Annotated in this window: 14 protein-coding genes; 12 read left to right on the top strand and 2 right to left on the bottom strand. The window is 60.8% G+C overall.

The features are described 5' to 3' along the window. Positions 1-60: 60 nt before the first annotated feature. Positions 61-630, bottom strand: a complete 570-nt coding sequence (gene efp, locus PDO_RS01070) for an elongation factor P (protein WP_007596728.1) — start codon at positions 628-630, stop codon at positions 61-63. Positions 631-771: 141 nt separating this feature from the next. On the opposite strand from efp, the gene epmA reads away from it, so the two are divergent. The 10 genes from epmA (at position 772) to PDO_RS01020 (ending at position 13,605) form a co-directional block, all read left to right on the top strand. Then, positions 772-1,839 carry an EF-P lysine aminoacylase EpmA gene (gene epmA, locus PDO_RS01065; protein ID WP_007596726.1) on the top strand — a complete coding sequence of 356 codons (1,068 nt, stop codon included), beginning with the start codon at positions 772-774 and terminating at the stop codon, positions 1,837-1,839. Next, entirely contained in the window at positions 1,832-2,878 is a 1,047-nt protein-coding gene (locus PDO_RS01060; protein WP_007596724.1) for a lysine-2,3-aminomutase-like protein, read from the top strand. The genes epmA and PDO_RS01060 overlap by 8 nt, the downstream gene beginning before the upstream one ends. A gap of 155 nt (positions 2,879-3,033) precedes the next feature. Further along, positions 3,034-3,285, top strand: a complete 252-nt coding sequence (locus PDO_RS01055) for an acyl carrier protein (RefSeq protein WP_007596722.1) — start codon at positions 3,034-3,036, stop codon at positions 3,283-3,285. Beyond that, positions 3,285-4,466, top strand: coding sequence for an acyl-CoA dehydrogenase family protein (locus tag PDO_RS01050; protein ID WP_007596713.1), 1,182 nt, complete (start codon positions 3,285-3,287; stop codon positions 4,464-4,466). The genes PDO_RS01055 and PDO_RS01050 overlap by 1 nt, the downstream gene beginning before the upstream one ends. Before the next feature lie 5 nt (positions 4,467-4,471). Next, a complete protein-coding gene (locus PDO_RS01045) occupies positions 4,472-5,380 on the top strand; it encodes an amino acid--[acyl-carrier-protein] ligase (protein WP_037072170.1) in 909 nt (302 codons plus the stop codon). Positions 5,381-5,387: 7 nt separating this feature from the next. Next, entirely contained in the window at positions 5,388-6,353 is a 966-nt protein-coding gene (locus PDO_RS01040; protein WP_007596711.1) for a DUF1839 family protein, read from the top strand. A 10-nt stretch (positions 6,354-6,363) separates the two neighbouring features. After that, the gene (locus PDO_RS01035; RefSeq protein WP_007596710.1) at positions 6,364-8,838 is read left to right on the top strand and encodes a glycoside hydrolase family 2 protein; all 2,475 of its coding nucleotides are present in this window, start codon (positions 6,364-6,366) and stop codon (positions 8,836-8,838) included. 208 nt (positions 8,839-9,046) lie between these two features. After that, complete coding sequence (gene purU / locus PDO_RS01030) at positions 9,047-9,931, top strand: formyltetrahydrofolate deformylase (protein WP_007596709.1); 885 nt, start codon at positions 9,047-9,049, stop codon at positions 9,929-9,931. Between the two features lie 157 nt (positions 9,932-10,088). After that, positions 10,089-13,016, top strand: coding sequence for an aminotransferase (locus PDO_RS01025; protein WP_007596707.1), 2,928 nt, complete (start codon positions 10,089-10,091; stop codon positions 13,014-13,016). A 172-nt stretch (positions 13,017-13,188) separates the two neighbouring features. Further along, entirely contained in the window at positions 13,189-13,605 is a 417-nt protein-coding gene (locus PDO_RS01020) for a DUF3307 domain-containing protein (RefSeq protein ID WP_007596704.1), read from the top strand. Between the two features lie 21 nt (positions 13,606-13,626). Here PDO_RS01020 and PDO_RS01015 read toward each other — a convergent pair whose 3' ends face one another. Next, on the bottom strand, positions 13,627-14,523 hold the full coding sequence (locus PDO_RS01015; protein WP_007596702.1) for a LysR family transcriptional regulator: 897 nt from the start codon (positions 14,521-14,523) through the stop codon (positions 13,627-13,629). Between the two features lie 185 nt (positions 14,524-14,708). Between PDO_RS01015 and PDO_RS01010 the strand changes: the two genes are divergently transcribed. Both PDO_RS01010 and amaB read left to right on the top strand, forming a co-directional pair. After that, positions 14,709-16,004, top strand: coding sequence for an NAD(P)/FAD-dependent oxidoreductase (locus PDO_RS01010; RefSeq protein ID WP_007596700.1), 1,296 nt, complete (start codon positions 14,709-14,711; stop codon positions 16,002-16,004). 38 nt (positions 16,005-16,042) lie between these two features. Further along, entirely contained in the window at positions 16,043-17,584 is a 1,542-nt protein-coding gene (amaB, locus tag PDO_RS01005) for an L-piperidine-6-carboxylate dehydrogenase (RefSeq protein ID WP_007596698.1), read from the top strand. Positions 17,585-17,668 lie beyond the last annotated feature (84 nt).

Raw genomic sequence — 17,668 nt, 5'->3', positions numbered from 1 at the left:
AACGAAAAAACCCGGCGTCCAGGACGCCGGGTTTTTCAATTCAGACTCGTGGAACCGAAATCAGTTCTTGGCGCGCTCGACGTAGGAATTGTCTTCGGTCGCGATGACCACGCGGATACCCGCGTCAACATGCGGCGGCACCATGGTGCGGATACCGTTCGACAGCATGGCCGGCTTGTACGACGAAGACGCCGTCTGGCCCTTGACGACCGGTTCGGTCTCGGTGATTTCGAGGATCACATGGCGCGGCAGCTGAAGTGCAAGTGCTGTGCCTTCATACATCGACAGAATGCAGACCATGCCTTCCTGCAGATAGGCCTTCTGGTCACCCATGGTTTCCGCATCGACGACGATCTGGTCATAGTTTTCGGGATTCATGAAGTGGAAGCCCTCACCATCCTCATAGAGGAACTGGTGGTTGACGTCCTCGACGAAAGCGCGCTCGACCTGCTCGGTCGTGCGCCAGCGCTCCGAAACCTTCACACCATCGACGATGCGGCGCATGTTGACCTGGGTCACAGGCGTGCCCTTGCCCGGATGGAAGTTTTCCGCAGTCAGAACGACGTAAAGCTTGCCATCAACGTCGATGACATTGCCCTTGCGGACGGAAGAGGCGATAACCTTGACCATTGGAATTCCTTGTATCTGCGATAGACCCGTCGTAAAGGACGACCCGCCGTCCTTAGTGACGTCTTCGAATTTCTTGGGCGCACGTAACCTAAATTCGGCAAAATAGCCAGCCCACGTTGAGATAAGGACCGAGAAACCGGAATGACTGACCGTCGCCGTTCATCATCTGCGTGGTGGACCCCTTCGGCCCATGCCGACAGGCGGCCCTTCCTGCTCGGCCGCAACCGCATCCAGGCCGCGTTCCGCAGTCATTTTGCCGAGCACGATTTCATCGAGGTCGATACCGCAACGCTGCAGGTCTCGCCCGGCAATGAAGCGCATCTTCATGCTTTTGCGACCAGCGCGATCGGCAATGACGGTACGTCCGCACCTCTCTATCTGCACACGTCGCCGGAGTTTGCCTGCAAGAAGCTGCTGGCCGCAGGCGAAACCCGCATCACCTGCTTTGCCCATGTTTATCGAAACCGGGAGCGTGGTCCCCGCCACCACCCAGAGTTCACCATGCTGGAATGGTACCGCGTCGGGGAGAGCTACGAAACGCTGATGGCCGATTGCGGCACTCTCCTGGCGCTCGCGGCAAAGACCACCGGCACCACAAGCTTCACCTATAACGGCCTGAGCGTCGATCCTTTCGCTGAACCCGAGCGTCTTTCGGTCGCCGATGCTTTCATCCGCCATGCCGGTATCGATCTGCTTGCCACCATTTCGGCAACCGGGGAGACAAACCGGCAGGCTCTCGCGGATCAAATGCGCCTCGCCGGGATCCGCATTGCCGACGACGACACCTGGGCAGACCTGTTCAGCCGCGTGATCGTCGAAAAAATCGAACCCAAGCTCGGCATCGGCCGCGCCACCATTCTCGATCGATATCCGGTCGCCGAAGCCGCCCTTGCCCGCCCCTGCACCGACGATCCGCGCGTAGCCGAACGTTTCGAGCTCTATGCCTGCGGCGTTGAACTGGCCAATGCCTTTGGCGAATTGACCGATCCGGTCGAACAGCGTCGCCGCTTTGAAGCCGAAATGCTGGAGAAGCAGCGCGTTTACGGCGAGACCTATCCGCTGGACGAAGATTTTCTCGACGCATTGGCCATCATGCCGGAAGCCTGTGGCATCGCGCTCGGATTTGATCGCCTCGTCATGCTCGCAACCGGCGCCCTGCGCATAGAACAGGTCATCTGGGCGCCCGTCGCGGAGACCCACCTTGATTGAAACCTCGCTCCGCAGTGTCGAAGACCTGAAAGCGGCGGGCCTTGTTGCGGCCGGCGCAACGGGTGCGCTCGATGAAGTTGCTGCGCGCTATGCCATCGCGCTGACACCGACCGTCGCCAATCAGATCGATCCGAACGATCCCGATGACCCGATTGCCGCACAATATGTTCCGCAGCCTGCCGAGCTGATCGAGACTGAAGGAGAACGCGCCGACCCGATCGGCGACCATGCGCATTCGCCGGTCGAAGGCATCGTTCACCGCTATCCCGACCGGGTGCTGCTCAAGCTGGTGCATGTCTGTCCGGTCTATTGCCGTTTCTGCTTCCGCCGTGAGATGGTCGGGCCACAGGGCGACGGAAGCATGTCGCCTGAGCAGCTTTCCATCGCGTTCGCCTACATCCGGTCGCATCCCGAAATCTGGGAGGTCATCTTGACCGGCGGTGACCCGCTGATCCTTTCGCCGCGTCGACTGCGGGAGGTCATGCGTACACTTTCCACGATCGAACACATCAAGATCGTCCGCATCCACACCCGAGTTCCTGCCGTCGATCCGGCCCGCGTCACCGCCGAACTCGTCGACGCTTTGAATGCCAGCGAAAAGACCGTCTACGTCGCGCTGCACGCCAACCATCCGCGCGAAATGACCCCAGAGGTCCGCGCCGCTTGCGCACGGATGATCGATGCAGGCCTGACCATGGTCAGCCAGAGCGTGTTGCTCAAGGGCATCAACAACGACGCCGACACCTTGGCGGAACTGATGCGCGCCTTTGTCGAAACACGAATCAAGCCCTACTACCTGCATCATCCCGACATGGCGCCGGGCACCAGCCATTTTCGCCTGCCCATCTCCGAAGGCCAGGCGATCATGCGCGAACTGCGCTCCAAGGTGTCAGGCCTCTGTATTCCGCATTACATCCTCGACCTGCCGGGCGGGTTCGGAAAGGTATCCGTTGGCGAAAACGCGCTCAGCGAGACTGCGCCAGAACGATACACTATCGTCGACCGCCACGGAGACGAGCACACGTATCCCGAGATTTAGCGCCAATAAAAGTGCTGTATTGCCGGTAGACCTGCATTTCCGGCGCTCAACTGTGGCAAGCAAGTCTAATTTTACTAAACCAATTAGCGAAACCTTCGTCTTTCCTCTGTAAGAAATCGCTCAATAGATTTGAGCATTCGCTATGGAGGAATTAGATGAACGAGACCATTCGCACGCTTCTGGCCAAGCTTGGCGGACTGCCTGTCGCCGTGGACACAATCACCGACAATGCCGACCTGTATGCCGTCGGCCTCTCCTCTTTCGCTTCCGTACAGCTAATGCTTGGCCTCGAAGAAACCTTCGATATGGAATTCCCCGACCATCTTCTCAACAGAAAGTCCTTCGCCAGTATCGCGGCGATCGAGACCACGGTTCAATCGATCCTCGAGGATAGAAAGGTCGCCTGATGGACCTCTCCGCCAAGGTGGCAGACCAGAGTCTCAAGGCTCGCGCCACGCGTGTTGCAGCGATTGCCGCCGTCTACGCCGATGAAGTCGACAAGGCGGGACGCTTTCCAGCCGAAGCCATAGATGCACTGAAATCCGAACGGCTGATGGGCATCCAGATCCCAGTCGACTGTGGCGGTGAGGGCCGCAGTACCTCCGAGATCGCCGAACTCTGCACCATCATCGCCCAATCATGCGCGGCCAGCGCGATGATCTTCGCCATGCACCAGATCAAGGTATCCAGCCTTGTCTCCCATGGCGTCGACGCTGGATGGCATCGTACTTTCATGCAAAAGATCTGCAGCGAACAACTCCTGATCGGTTCGGCGACGACCGAGGGCGGGATCGGGGGTAATCTGCGCAATTCCATTTGCGCGATCGAAGTCGAGGGCGATCGCTGCCGGCTGGAGAAGGACGCAACCGTCATTTCCTACGGCAAGCATGCCGATGCCATTCTGATCACCTCGCGCAGCCACAAGGATGCCCCGCCGACCGACCAGGTCATGACCGCATTCCTGAAAGACCAGTATACGCTGGAGCAGACCCATGTCTGGGACACACTCGGCATGCGCGGCACCTGCTCGGACGGCTTCCTCTTCAAGGGCGAGGCACCGGCCGAACAGATCCTCCCGAAACCCTTTGCCGAGATTGCCGCCCAGTCGATGCTGGCAAGCTCGCATCTCTTGTGGAGCGCACTCTGGTATGGCATCGCGGTCGATGCGTTCACCAAGGCCCAGACCTTCGTCCGCGCCGCCGCACGCAAGGCGCCCGGCACAACTCCTCCGGGCCTCGTGCATCTCGCAGAAATGTCGAGCCAGTTGCAGGTCATTCGCTCGAATATCAAAGCCGGCCTGGGCAGCTATGAGCAGGCGCTGAACGATCCGGACAAGCTGTCCTCGATGGGTTTCGCGGTCGCGATGAACAACGTCAAGATCGCCTCCTCCGAGATGATCCTGCCGGTCATCCACCAGGCGCTCAGGATCTGCGGCATCATGGGCTACAAGAACGGCACGCCGTTCAGCCTTGGGCGCCATCTGCGCGATGCCCATTCGGCAGAACTGATGATTTCCAACGACCGCATCCTCGGCAACACGTCGACGATGCTTCTCGTCCACAAACAAGAAACCGGACTTTTGGGGTAACGGATATGGATATGCAGGTAAGCTTTCTGGACCGTCTCTTCGAGAGCGGCCTTCTCATCGAGACGGGTGTTGATGGTCTTTACGGCCGCAGCGGCCGATTTGAAGATGTCATTGCCGCTTTCGAACGCCTGATCGACAGGGTCGGAGGCGCCGATGGTGCCGAAGCCATCCGCTTCCCACCCGGCATGAACCGCACCTATTTCGAAAAGAGCGGTTACATGAAGAGCTTCCCGCAGCTCGCCGGTACGGTTCATTCCTTCTGCGGTAACGACCATGACCACCTGAGCCTGCTGCAATGCATGGAAGAGGGCAAGGACTGGGCAAAGGATCAGAAGGCAACCGATATCGCCCTGACGCCGGCTGCCTGCTATCCGCTTTATCCGACGGTTGCCAAGCGCGGCCCATTGCCGGCAGAAGGGGGGCTCTACGACCTGCAGTCTTACTGCTTCCGCCATGAACCATCCAAGGATCCCGCCCGCCAGCAGCTGTTTCGCATGCGCGAATATGTCTGCATGGGCACCGAAGCCCATGTCACGACCTTCCGCCAGACCTGGATGGATCGCGGCGTCGAGATGATGAAGGCTGTCGGCCTGGACGTCGAACTGGACGTGGCAAACGACCCGTTCTTCGGTCGCGCCGGTCGCCTGCTCGCCAATAACCAGCGTGACCAGAACCTGAAGTTCGAACTGCTGATTCCGGTGACGTCGCAGACCAACAAGACCGCCTGCATGAGCTTCAACTACCATCAGGATGCCTTCGGCACGAAATGGGGCCTCAACCTCGCCGATGGTTCGGTGGCACACACCGCCTGCGTCGGTTTTGGTCTGGAGCGCATCGCATTGGCACTCTTCGCCCAGCATGGCCTGGACACCAAACAGTGGCCGGAAAACGTCCGCAAGGCGCTCTGGGGCTGATCCATTCATGATAGCCGTCTTTCCCGGACTGGATCCGGCAGGTTACAAACCACATGCGCTCCATTCCAGCGAACGCATGTGGCCGGAGACAAATTGCTACGTCGATCTGTGGATCGAAGTGCTCGCCGCGCAAGGGCTTGCGCCGGAAGCCATGCTTGGCTTCACGCTGACGCAGGATTTCGAGGGCGACCAGTTCACCTTTTTCAAGGTACCGCTGGAAGACCTTGAGGAGCTCTACGATATCCGCGTCACCGAACTTGCCATCTTCGACAGCGTTGAGAGCCACGTTGCCGAGCAGATCGGTAGAGGTCGTCTCTGCCTCGTCGAGATGGACAGCTATTTCATGCCGGACACGCAAGGGGTCGGCTATCGCAACGAGCATGGCAAGACGACCGTCGGCATCAACCGGCTGGATCTTGCCGGCCGGGTGATGGACTATTTCCACAACGGCGGCTTCTTCCGTCTGCAAGGCGAGGATTTCACCGGTGTCTTCCAGCACGATCTGCCGGAGGGAGCCTTGCCGTTCCTGCCCTACACGGAATTCGCCAAATTCCCCGGACAGCCAACCACGAATGCCCATCAGCGCGACGTCGCAAGCCGCCTGCTGAAGCGGCACTTCATCCGCCGGCCAGACGCCAATCCGATTGCCGCTTTTGCTGCAGTGTTCCCGAGACAGGTCGAGGTCGTAGCCGAAAAACCCTTCGGCTACTTCCACAAATACGCCTTCAACACGCTGCGCCAGTTCGGTGCCAATTTTGAACTGCTCGCCAGCCATCTGGCATGGATGGACAACGCCGGCTACGAAGCGTCGATCGTCGAGGCGCTGAAGATCAGCGAATGCGCAAAGACCGCGCAATTCCAGCTTGCCCGCGCCATTGCCCGCAAGAAGTTCGAACCGCTGGCGACAGCCCTTGACCCTGCGATTGCGGCATGGGATCGGCTGATGGATGATCTGGGCGCAAGGCTCGGCTGAGGGATAAGATATGGCGGCGGGCACGATCTATCTGGGAGCGGATATCCGCCCGCTGGAAATGGGCTGGACGCTTCTGGTCACCGAAGCCGGCCGCCATGCCGATCCGACAAGCATCCACCGTCCCGCCGCCCGCATTGCCGCCCCGGTTCCGGGAACCGTCGCTGGCGCCCTGGCCGATGCCGGTCTGTTCGATCGGGAACGTCCGCACGCCCTGCATGACAAGGATGCGTGGTACTTCCGCTCGCTCGAAGGCGAAGCGCCGGGGCCGGCGATCCTTCGTTTCGAAGGCCTGGCAACCATTGCCGAAGTCTACCTGAACGGTGAACTCAAATTCTCCTCGCAGAGCATGTTCGAAGCCAGTGATCTCGCCTTCGAGATTACCGGGCGCGATGATCTGGCGATCTGCTTTCGCGCTCTGACCCCGCATCTCGACAAACGTGGGCCTCGTGCCCGCTGGCGTCCGCAGATGATGGACCATCAGGGGCTGCGCCTGACCCGGACGACAGTGTTGGGACATATGCCTGGCTGGTGCCCTGAGATCCAACCCGTCGGTCCCTTCCGACCGATTACGCTGATCCGAACCGGCGAAAGAGAGATCTCCGACCTGCGCATCAAGGCCGATCTCGACATCGACGGCAGCGGTCTGTTGACCACAAGTTTCCGTCTGCGGGGAGCGGCTGAAAACGCCGCCATCGAGTGTTGCGGCGAACGTCTTGAACTCACTGTGTCTGCCGACGCCACGATGACCGCTGCTCTGCGGATCCCGAATGTCGATGCCTGGTGGCCGCGAACCCATGGTCGCCCGGCCCTTCACGATCTTCGCCTGATCATCGATGGCAAGCCCCATTCCCTCGGCCTGGTCGGCTTTCGCCGCATCGAGATCGACAGCGGAGCAGACGGCAAGGGCTTCGGCTTGAAGGTCAACGGTCAGTCCGTCTTCTGCCGTGGTGCGATCTGGACCAATGCCGATATCGTGCGACTGCCGGGAACGGCGGAAGCCTATGCGCCATGGTTGATGAAGGCTGCCGAAGCGAACATGAACATGATCCGCATCGGCGGCACCATGACATACGAGAGCGCCGATTTTTTCCGCCTCTGCGACCAGCTCGGCATCATGGTCTGGCAGGACCTGATGTTTGCCAATTATGACTATCCGGCCGCTGATGAGACCTTCTCGGCTCATGTCGAGCGAGAGGTCACACAATTGCTGGAAAGTCTCCAGAGACATCCTTCGCTGGCCGTCGTCTGCGGCGGTAGCGAAGTCTTCCAGCAGGGCGCCATGCTCGGTCTTCCCGAGCGGGTCTGGAGCGATGACCTCTTCAACGAGACGCTGGCAATCCTGACAGCTACACTCAGACCGGACGCCGCCTATGTCGCCAATTCGCCCTGCGGCGGTGCCATGCCCTTCTCGCCGAATGAGGGCGTCACCCACTATTACGGCGTCGGCGCTTATCAGAGACCTCTGGAAGATGCCCGCCGCGCCGAGGTTCGATTCGCCGCCGAAAGCCTTGCCTTCGCCCATGTGCCGCAACAGCGTACACTCGACAGCCATCTGTCGGTCTCACCTGTTCAAGATCCTCGCTGGAAGGCCCGCGTGCCCCGCGATCGCGGCGCATCCTGGGATTTCGAGGATATCCGCGATCACTATCTCCAGGATCTCTACGGCTTCGATCCGGCGCACCTGCGCCGCGAGGATGCCGGCCGCTATCTGAATCTGTCCCGCGCCGTGACCGCCGAAATCGTCACGGAGACCTATGCCGAATGGCGCCGGGCATCATCGTCTTGCCGTGGTGCTCTCACATGGACGTTCCAGGATCTCGCTGCCGGGCCGGGTTGGGGCGTGATCGATTCGACGGGCGAGCCAAAGCCCGTTTGGTACGCCTTGAAGCGCGCATTCCGCCCGCTGCAGATAATGCTGACCGACGAAGGCACCAATGGCCTCGATGTGCATGTCATCAACGAAAGCGGTCAGGAAGAACCGGTAATACTGGAAATCGTGTGCCTGCGCGACGGCCGGCTACCCGTCGTCAGCGGCAGACGCGACATGACACTTGCAGCCCGAAGCAATCACCGCATTGCGGCAACGGATCTGTTCGGCGCCTTCTTCGACACCACCTATGCCTTCCGTTTCGGTCCACCATCGCACGACGTGACCGTTGCGAGACTACATGCCGCGGACGGCACGCTGCTGTCGGAGGCTTTCCATTTCCCGCTGGGACGGGCTGCGGCGATGCATGCGGCAAACGTCGAGCACAAACTGGTTCAGGAAAGCGGCTCATGGCTGCTGGAACTCTCCTCCAGCGCTCTCGCCCAATCGCTCCATTTGGACTTGGAACACCACCGTGCAGAGGATGACTGGTTCCACCTGGCGCCGGGCGTAACACACCGGCTGCGGCTCTTGCCCCGCGACGGTGCAGACCCGACGCAAGCACCAAGCGGCACGATCAGCCAACTCGGCAGCGGCAACCTCCACCACTTCTCCTGATCGCATTGCAAGGCTCCCGCTCACGTCAAACAACGACGGGGATGCGCTTGCCGAAGACGCAACGGGAACGGAATTTTCCTTCGCCTCGCATAAGCTTGCGACATCGAGGCGGGAAGACACGTGCCAGACGCGATCCATCGGACCTTTCCGGTGTGACGCAACTGCGATAGACAACACGGCGCATCCCGGGTCCAGGAGAAGAGAGCCTATGACGAGCCATGTATTGACCGTTTCCTGCCAGTCGACGCGCGGGATTGTCGCCGCGATCTCTGGCTATCTAGCCGGCAAGGGCTGCAACATTGTCGACTCATCGCAGTTCGACGACCTTGAAACCGGCATGTTTTTCATGCGCGTCTCTTTCATCTCGGAAGAAGGCACCAGCCGTGCCGAACTCGACCAGGGCTTTGCGCCGATAGCCGAGAAGTTCGGCATGACCGCCGAGATGCATGACAGCACCCATCGCATGAAGGTCATGCTGATGGTGTCGCGCTTCGGCCATTGTCTCAACGACCTGCTCTATCGCTGGAAGATAGGCGCCCTGCCGATCGAAATCGTCGGCGTCGTCTCCAACCACTTCGACTACCAGAAAGTCGTCGTCAATCACGACATTCCCTTCCACCATATTCCGGTGACCAAGGCCAACAAGCCAGAAGCAGAAGCCCGCATCATGGCCATCGTCGAGCAGAGCGGCACCGAACTGATCGTGCTGGCCCGCTACATGCAGATCCTCTCTGACCAGATGTGCCAGAAGATGTCCGGCCGGATCATCAACATCCACCACTCCTTCCTGCCAAGCTTCAAGGGGGCAAACCCGTACAAGCAGGCATTCGAACGCGGGGTAAAGCTGATCGGCGCCACCGCGCACTACGTCACCGCCGATCTCGACGAAGGCCCGATCATCGAGCAGGACGTCGCCCGGATTACGCATGCTCAGTCCTCGGAAGACTATGTCTCGATCGGCCGCGATGTCGAAAGCCAGGTGCTGGCGCGCGCCATTCACGCCCATATCCACCACCGCACCTTCATCAACGGCAACCGCACCGTTGTCTTCCCTGCAAGCCCGGGCTCCTATGCCTCCGAGCGCATGGGCTGAGGTACGTTATCCAGGCAGGGGCCAATGTGCCTCTGCCGCCTTGCCGATCCTGCTGATATCCGGCACATGCAGCCACAGACGGCAGCCTCAATGAGCGGGATAGACGCGGACCTGTGCTCTGCTAATCTCTCGATTGTGATTCCGAGGGAAAACAAGCATGGCCGATTCCGCTCTCTTCCAGCGTGCAGAGCTACCGCGTCCGAATTTTTCGGAAGCCGATGCGACCAGTCTCCTGAGCGATATGTATGGCTTCAACGGCCCGATCCGAGAACTGGGCAGCCAGCAGGACCGCAACTATCTGATCGATACCGGGCCTGAGCGCTTCGTCCTGAAGATTTGCCGTGCAGAATATGCCGGTGACGAGCTTGAGGCGCAGAATGAAGCGATGCGCCATCTCGCCCAATGCGGTCTCGATCTGCGCGTTCCCGAGTTGATACCGGCACTCACCGGAGAGGAGATCCTCTCCGTGAAGGTCAATGGGGAAGACTGCCGCGCCCGTGTGCTGACCTATCTCGATGGTGAGCCACTCACCCGCCACAAGCACCTTGCGCCGGACGTCGTTGCCGCGTTCGGCGATGTGGCGGCCGCCGTCGCGCTCGGCCTGCGGGATTTTTCCCATCCGGGCCTGGAGCGCAATCTGCAATGGGATCTCCGCCGCGCCGGCCCTGTCGCCCTGCATCTGCTGAAGTCGGTGACCGACCACAAGCGCCGCGACCAGATTGCCAAGGCGATGATCCTCGCAGTCAAGCACATCCAGCCACTGGCAGCCAGCCTGCGTATCCAGCCCATCCACCACGACATCACCGACGACAATGTGGTCAGCCGCCGCAATGCCAATGGCCGCCTGGTCCCCGATGGCGTCATCGATTTTGGCGACATCCTCAACGGCTGGCTCGTCGCCGATCTCGCCGTTACCTGCACGGCCCTTCTGCATCATGCCGATGGTGATCCTTTCTACATCCTGCCCGCCGTCACCGCCTTCCACGAGCGCTACCCGCTGACCAAGGAAGAGTTGATGGCACTCTGGCCGTTGATTGTCGCACGGTCCGGTGTTCTGGTCGCCAGCACCGAGCAGCAACTGGCCATCGATCCCGACAATGAATATGTGATCGGCAATGCGGCCCATGAGCGGGAGATGTTCGAGGTCGCAACCTCCGCCCCGTTCTCCTTGATGGAAACGGCGATCCTCAAGGCTGCCGGTTTTGAATTGACCGGTCCCGAACTCGTCTTTGCCCATCCGCTGCTGCCGGGCATCACCCCCGATCAGATGCGGTTGACCGACCTCAGTGTGACAAGTCCTGATCTGGTGCGCGACAACTGGGCCGATCAGGAGATCGACTGGAAGCTGCTGGCCCGCGCCGCCGCTGAAACAGGCATAGCCTCAACACGTTACGGCGAATACCGCCTCTCCTATACCCGCACCCTGTCTGCCACAGCGCCGGCGACCTTCGCGCTTCACATAGACATCTGCCTGCCGGCTGCGACCGAAGCTGTCGCCCCTTTCGACGCAACCATCATTCGCGACGGCCACCATCTCATCCTGTCGAGCCAGAACGTGTCCCTGCATCTCGATGGCATCGACTGCGGCCTGGACGACGGCACGGCTGTAAATGCCGGCGACAGCATCGGTGTCGTTGCAGGGGCTGCGGGCGGCATTGGCGGACTACGGGTCCAGCTTTGCCGCGACCCCGATCTCGTTCCGCCGCTGTTTGCCAAACCGCACCAAAGCGAAGTATGGCGCAAGATCTGCCCGTCACCCTCCCTGATGCTGGGCGTCGGGGTCGATGCACCCGACCTGCAAAGCGAGGCCTTGCTCGTGCGCCGGCAGAAGAGCTTCGCCAAGCCGCAGAAGAACTACTATGCCGAGCCGCCACAGATCGAACGGGGCTGGAAGGAGCATATGTTCGACGTGCAGGGCAGGTCCTATCTGGACATGGTCAACAACGTTACCATTCTCGGCCACGGTCACCCGAAGCTTGCCGCAGCCGCCGGCCGGCAATGGGCGATGCTCAACACCAATTCCCGTTTTCACTATGCGGCGGTCGCAGAATTCTCCGATCGCCTTGCCGCGCTCGCTCCCGATGGTCTCGACATCGTCTTCCTGGTCAACAGCGGTTCCGAAGCCGTGGATCTGGCGCTCCGGCTGGCTTGGGCACATAGCGGCCACCGCAATATCGTCAGTCTCCTGGAAGCCTATCACGGCTGGACGGTCGCCAGCGACGCCGTCTCGACGTCGATTGCGGACAATCCACGCGCGCTGGAAACCCGTCCCGTCTGGGTGCATCCGGTCCTGTCTCCCAACACATATCGCGGCAAATTCCGTGGCGACAACGCAACGGAAGGCTATGTGACGGCGGTAGAAGAAAAACTCGCTGAAATCGGGGAAAGTGGTCAGGGTCTCGCCGGTTTCATCGCCGAAAGCGTCTATGGCAATGCTGGCGGCATTCCGCTACCTGCCGGCTACCTCCAGCAGGTCTATGCCAGCATCCGTAAACGCGGTGGCCTGTGCATCGCCGACGAAGTTCAGGTCGGCTATGGCCGCTTGGGTCATCATTTCTGGGGTTTCGAACAGCAGGGCGTCGTTCCGGACATCATCACGACCGCCAAGGGCATGGGCAACGGCCAACCGCTGGGCGCCGTCATTACCCGGCGCGACATTGCCGACAGCCTGGAAAAGGAAGGCTATTTCTTCTCCTCGTCGGGCGGCAGTCCGGTCAGCTGCGTCGTCGGCATGACAGTGCTCGACATCATGGCGGACGAAAAGCTGCAGCAGAATGCCCGCGACGTAGGCGACCATCTGAAGCGACGGCTGGAGGCACTTGGCCAGCGTTTCCCTCTTGTCGGCGCCGTCCACGGAATGGGGCTCTATCTCGGTCTCGAATTTGTCCGCGATCGCGAAACGCTCGAACCGGCGACCGATGAGACGGCGAACATATGCGTCAGGTTGCTGGATCTTGGCGTCATCATGCAACCCACAGGCGACCATCTTAACGTTTTGAAAATAAAGCCGCCTCTTTGCTTCACGGCCGAAAGCGCCGACTTCTTTGCAGACATGCTGGAAAAGGTGCTTTCCGAGGGCTGGTGAGCCGGCAAGACAGTCCAACAAATGCTTCCAACCACCTAACGCCGGTCAGCGAAATGCGCTGTTCGGCGAAACAAAGCGAAAAGCTAGAACCAGACGAAACGAAAAGCGATCTTCACATCGCTTTAAACTGTGGTCTATCGTCATCTCCGACCGACATGGCGAAAGACACAGCATGCCCACCCTGCCCGAGCAAATTTCGACCCACTGGATGATCTGGGGCCTCGTCATGTTCCTCGTCAAACAATGGGTGGCTGACTTTCTGTTGCAGACGGCCTGGATGGCCAAAGGCAAGGAACGCTCGCAAGACTGGATTTTGCCGCTGGCGATTCACGTCGCGATCCATGGGCTTGCAACACTGCTGATCACGCTGGCAATCGCGCCCGGCCTCGCCTGGCTTGCCCTTGTCGATATCGTCATTCACGGCCTGATCGATCGCGGCAAGGCCCGGATCCAACTGCACATGACCATGACGCCTGACCGCTCCTGTTTCTGGTGGCTGCTCGGCATCGACCAGACGCTGCATCATCTGACCCATCTGGGCTTCGCCCTCCTGCTTGCTGCCGCGAAGACCGCGAGCCTGGCCGCATAAAGCCCTCGCTCTATTGAACCTCTATTCCGTGCCGGCCAGTTCCCGCACGATCCACTCGCGGAACGTGACCAGTGGCGGATAGGCCGCACGCTCACGCGGAAACGCGAGATAGTAGCGCTGGGCGCTCTGCATCGGGCGGTCCACCGCCGCCACCAGTTCTCCGCGCTTCAACTCCTCCTGGATCAGGAATGTCGGTAAAAGTGCGACGCCCAGTCCACCGATCGCAGCCTGCGATGCGGTTGCGAACTGGTCGAACAGCATGCCATGCACACTTTCAAAACCGACGCCGTTTTCGGTGAACCAGCGCTCCCACGCATCCGGCCGGGTGGTGAGGTGCAGAAGCGGCACGGACAACAGATCCCCCGGTTCGGCAATGCCATGCGCCTGCCGGAATTGCGGACTGCAGGCCGGCAAAGTCTTTTCCTGCATCAGGAACGTGAGTTCGGCGCCCGGCCAGACCGGATCGCCGAAGTGAATGGCCGCATCGATTGAATCCAGCCTGAAGTCGAACGGCGAAAGCCGGGTCACCAGATTGATCGTAATACCCGGGTGCGTTGCCAGGAATTGCCCGAGGCGCGGTGCCAGCCAGCGCGCACCGAAGGTCGGCAGGATCGCGAGGTTCAGTGTGCCTCCGTTCGGATTGGCGCGCAGGTTCAGCGAAGCGCTGGAAATGCGCCGCAGGGCCTCGCGGATCTCGCGCGCATAACTCTCGCCGGCCATGGTCAGCCGGATCGTCTGGCGTTCGCGCAGGAAGAGTTCGACGCCGATCTGGTTTTCCAGCGCCTTGATCTGGCGGCTGACCGCGCTCTGGGTCAGGTCAAGCTCGCGCGCTGCCGCAGTGATACTGCCGGTCCGGGCGGCGGCCTCAAATGCCGTGAGCAATGACAATGACGGAAGAAAGCGCCTGGGTGACAGCATGGTTATGCCTTTTGGGAATGATCTCTTGAGTAATTATCGCTGGAACGCGGTAGTTTCCTCTTCTAGATATCTTAAGACTGTACGGATCGGAATGATGTCACCAAGAATCCGCAGGCGGATCTCGACACTTTCGACTCTGCTTTCTGCCTGCGACCGACGCACACCTGCTGACCCCAAGGCCCGCCATGCTGAATGATCCGCGATCCCACGGTCTTTGGGAAAAGACCGCTCCGGCCGCCCCGAAGACGACAAAGCTGGTGGGCGACCACAAGGCCGACGTTGTCATCGTTGGCGGCGGCTATACCGGCCTGTCTGCCGCCTTGCATCTCGCAGAAAGCGGAACCAGCGTCATTCTGCTTGAGGGCAAGGAAATCGGTTTCGGCGGTGCGGGACGCAATGTCGGATTGATCAATGCCGGCATGTGGGTCATGCCCGACGATCTGCCCGGCGAACTTGGCGCAGTCCATGGCGAGCGGCTGCTGGAACTGTTGGGCAACGGCCCGAGCGCCGTGATGGACATCATCGAGCGCCACGGCATTTCCTGCGAACTGGAGCGCGCCGGCACCCTGCATTGTTCCGTTGGCGCCACCGGCCAGAAGGAAATCGAGGCACGTGCCGAACAGTGGCAGCGCCGCGGCGCGCCGGTAGAACTGCTGAACGCAGGCGAAACGGAGCGCAAGATCGGCACCGGCGTGTACACCGGCTCGCTGCTCGACAAACGGGCAGGCACTTTGCAACCCCTCGCCTATGCCCGCGGCCTGGCAACGGCCGCCATGAAAGCAGGCGCCACGCTCCATACTTCGAGCCCTGTCACGGGCTATGACCGCCATGGCGACACACACGGCAATGGCTGGCGCGTCGCAACCGCGGACGGCAGTGTCACGGCCCAATGGGTGATCGTTGCGACCGATGCCTATAGCGAAGGCCCGTTCAAGGCGGTGCGGGAAGAGCAGGTCCACCTGCCCTATTTCAATTTCGCCACCGTTCCGCTCAGCCACAACCTGCGCAAGACAATTCTTGCCGAGCGCCAGGGCTGCTGGGACACCAAGGATATCCTGTCCTCGTTTCGCATGGATCAGGCAGGCCGCCTGGTCTTCGGCAGCGTCGGCGCCTTGCGCGGCACCGGACTTGCCGTGCACAAATCCTGGGCCCACCGTGCATTGAAGTCGATTTTCCCGCAAATCGGCGACATCGAATTTGAATGCGAATGGTATGGCAAAATCGGCATGACCAGCAACGCACTGCCGCGTTTCCACAAATTCGCTCCCGGCGTTATCGGATTTTCCGGCTACAACGGCCGCGGCATCGCACCCGGCACAGTCTTCGGCAAGACGCTGGCAAACCACATTCTCGGTCAGATCAACGAAGAGCAATTGCCGCTGCCCCTGACCGAGCCGGAAGCGCCTGCCTTCCGCACCCTGAAGGAAGCATGGTACGAAGCCGGCGCCCAGGTGGCACATCTGGCCGGCGCACGATTTTGAACTCACTCGATCTGAAAAGACCTGACGGAAGGACCACCATGACCCTCGCAAACCTCAACCTTGCGGCAGAAACCGTCTCGCTGATGGCAACCTTTGGCGTCGACGCCAAGGCGCTCGAAGGCGGCACGCTCACCGTCCGCTCGCCGATCAATGGCGAAAAGCTTGCCGCCCTCGTCGAAATCTCGGCCGCCGACACGAAAACGGCCATCGATGCCGCCCATCAGGCATTCCTCGATTGGCGTCTGGTTCCCGCCCCCCAGCGTGGCGAACTGATCCGCCTGCTCGGCGAGGAACTGCGCGCCGCCAAGGATGCGCTTGGCCGCCTCGTGTCGATCGAAGTCGGCAAGGTGACGTCCGAGGGCCTCGGCGAAGTCCAGGAAATGATCGACATCTGCGATTTCGCCGTCGGCCTGTCGCGCCAGCTCTACGGCCTGACGATCGCCACCGAGCGCTCCGAGCACCGCATGATGGAAACCTGGCATCCGCTCGGCGTCACCGGCATCATCTCGGCCTTCAACTTCCCCGTCGCCGTCTGGTCGTGGAACGCAGCCCTCGCTCTCGTCTGCGGCAACTCCACCGTCTGGAAGCCGTCGGAAAAGACCCCCCTCACTGCCATTGCCACCCAGGCGATCTTCGAAAAGGCCGTGAAGCGCTATGTCGCCCAGGGCGGCAAGGCACCAGTCAATCTCTCGACGCTTCTGATCGGCGGTCGCGACATCGGCGAGGTCCTCGTCGACAACCCGAAGGTCCCGCTGATCTCCGCCACCGGCTCCACCGCCATGGGTCGCACCGTCGGCCCGCGCGTCGCGCAGCGCTTCGGCCGCAGCATCCTTGAGCTTGGCGGTAACAACGCGGCCATCGTTGCCCCGAGCGCCGACCTCGACCTGACCTTGCGTGGCGTCGCTTTTGCCGCCATGGGCACCGCCGGCCAGCGCTGCACATCGCTGCGCCGTCTCTTCGTCCACGAAAGCATCTACGACACGCTCGTACCGCGCCTGATCAAGGCCTATGGCTCGGTCACCATCGGCAATCCGCTGGAAACCGGCAAGCTGGTCGGCCCGCTGATCGACAAGGGCGCCTATGAGCGCATGCAGAAGGCCCTCGATGCTGCCAAGGTATCCGGCGGCAAGGTCTCCGGTGGTGAGCGCGTCCTCGCCGACGAAGCGCAGGATGCCTACTATGTTCGTCCGTCGCTCGTTGAAATGCCGGAACAGGTGGGCCCGGTCGTCGACGAAACCTTCGCCCCGATCCTCTATGTCATCAAATACAAGGACTTCGACGAAGCGCTTGCTTTGAACAACGCGGTTCCGCAGGGCCTGTCCTCGTCGATCTTCACCAATGACATTCGCGAAGCCGAAGCCTTCGTCTCCGACCGTGGCTCCGATTGTGGTATCGCCAACGTCAACATCGGCCCGTCGGGTGCTGAAATCGGTGGTGCATTCGGCGGCGAGAAGGAAACCGGCGGCGGCCGTGAATCCGGCTCGGACAGCTGGAAGGCCTATATGCGCCGTGCGACCAACACCATCAATTACGGTCGCACCCTGCCGCTCGCCCAGGGCGTCAAGTTCGATATCGAATAAGTCGGATAAGGTCCGGCGGCACGCCATGTCGCCGGACCACATTTCGACAGAACGAAAGTGCCGGGACCCCGCTCTGGCCATCAT

Source organism: Rhizobium sp. PDO1-076 (assembly GCF_000247475.1).
Taxonomy (GTDB): domain Bacteria; phylum Pseudomonadota; class Alphaproteobacteria; order Rhizobiales; family Rhizobiaceae; genus Allorhizobium.
This window is presented reverse-complemented; position numbering and strand designations above follow the sequence as displayed.

Coding starts and splice junctions, on each gene's coding strand:
- efp (WP_007596728.1), bottom strand. CDS start 630: ATGGTCAAGGTTATCGCCTCTTCCGTCCGCAAGGGCAATGTCATCGAC.
- epmA (WP_007596726.1), top strand. CDS start 772: ATGACTGACCGTCGCCGTTCATCATCTGCGTGGTGGACCCCTTCGGCC.
- PDO_RS01055 (WP_007596722.1), top strand. CDS start 3,034: ATGAACGAGACCATTCGCACGCTTCTGGCCAAGCTTGGCGGACTGCCT.
- PDO_RS01050 (WP_007596713.1), top strand. CDS start 3,285: ATGGACCTCTCCGCCAAGGTGGCAGACCAGAGTCTCAAGGCTCGCGCC.
- PDO_RS01045 (WP_037072170.1), top strand. CDS start 4,472: ATGGATATGCAGGTAAGCTTTCTGGACCGTCTCTTCGAGAGCGGCCTT.
- PDO_RS01040 (WP_007596711.1), top strand. CDS start 5,388: ATGATAGCCGTCTTTCCCGGACTGGATCCGGCAGGTTACAAACCACAT.
- PDO_RS01035 (WP_007596710.1), top strand. CDS start 6,364: ATGGCGGCGGGCACGATCTATCTGGGAGCGGATATCCGCCCGCTGGAA.
- purU (WP_007596709.1), top strand. CDS start 9,047: ATGACGAGCCATGTATTGACCGTTTCCTGCCAGTCGACGCGCGGGATT.
- PDO_RS01025 (WP_007596707.1), top strand. CDS start 10,089: ATGGCCGATTCCGCTCTCTTCCAGCGTGCAGAGCTACCGCGTCCGAAT.
- PDO_RS01020 (WP_007596704.1), top strand. CDS start 13,189: ATGCCCACCCTGCCCGAGCAAATTTCGACCCACTGGATGATCTGGGGC.
- PDO_RS01015 (WP_007596702.1), bottom strand. CDS start 14,523: ATGCTGTCACCCAGGCGCTTTCTTCCGTCATTGTCATTGCTCACGGCA.
- PDO_RS01010 (WP_007596700.1), top strand. CDS start 14,709: ATGCTGAATGATCCGCGATCCCACGGTCTTTGGGAAAAGACCGCTCCG.
- amaB (WP_007596698.1), top strand. CDS start 16,043: ATGACCCTCGCAAACCTCAACCTTGCGGCAGAAACCGTCTCGCTGATG.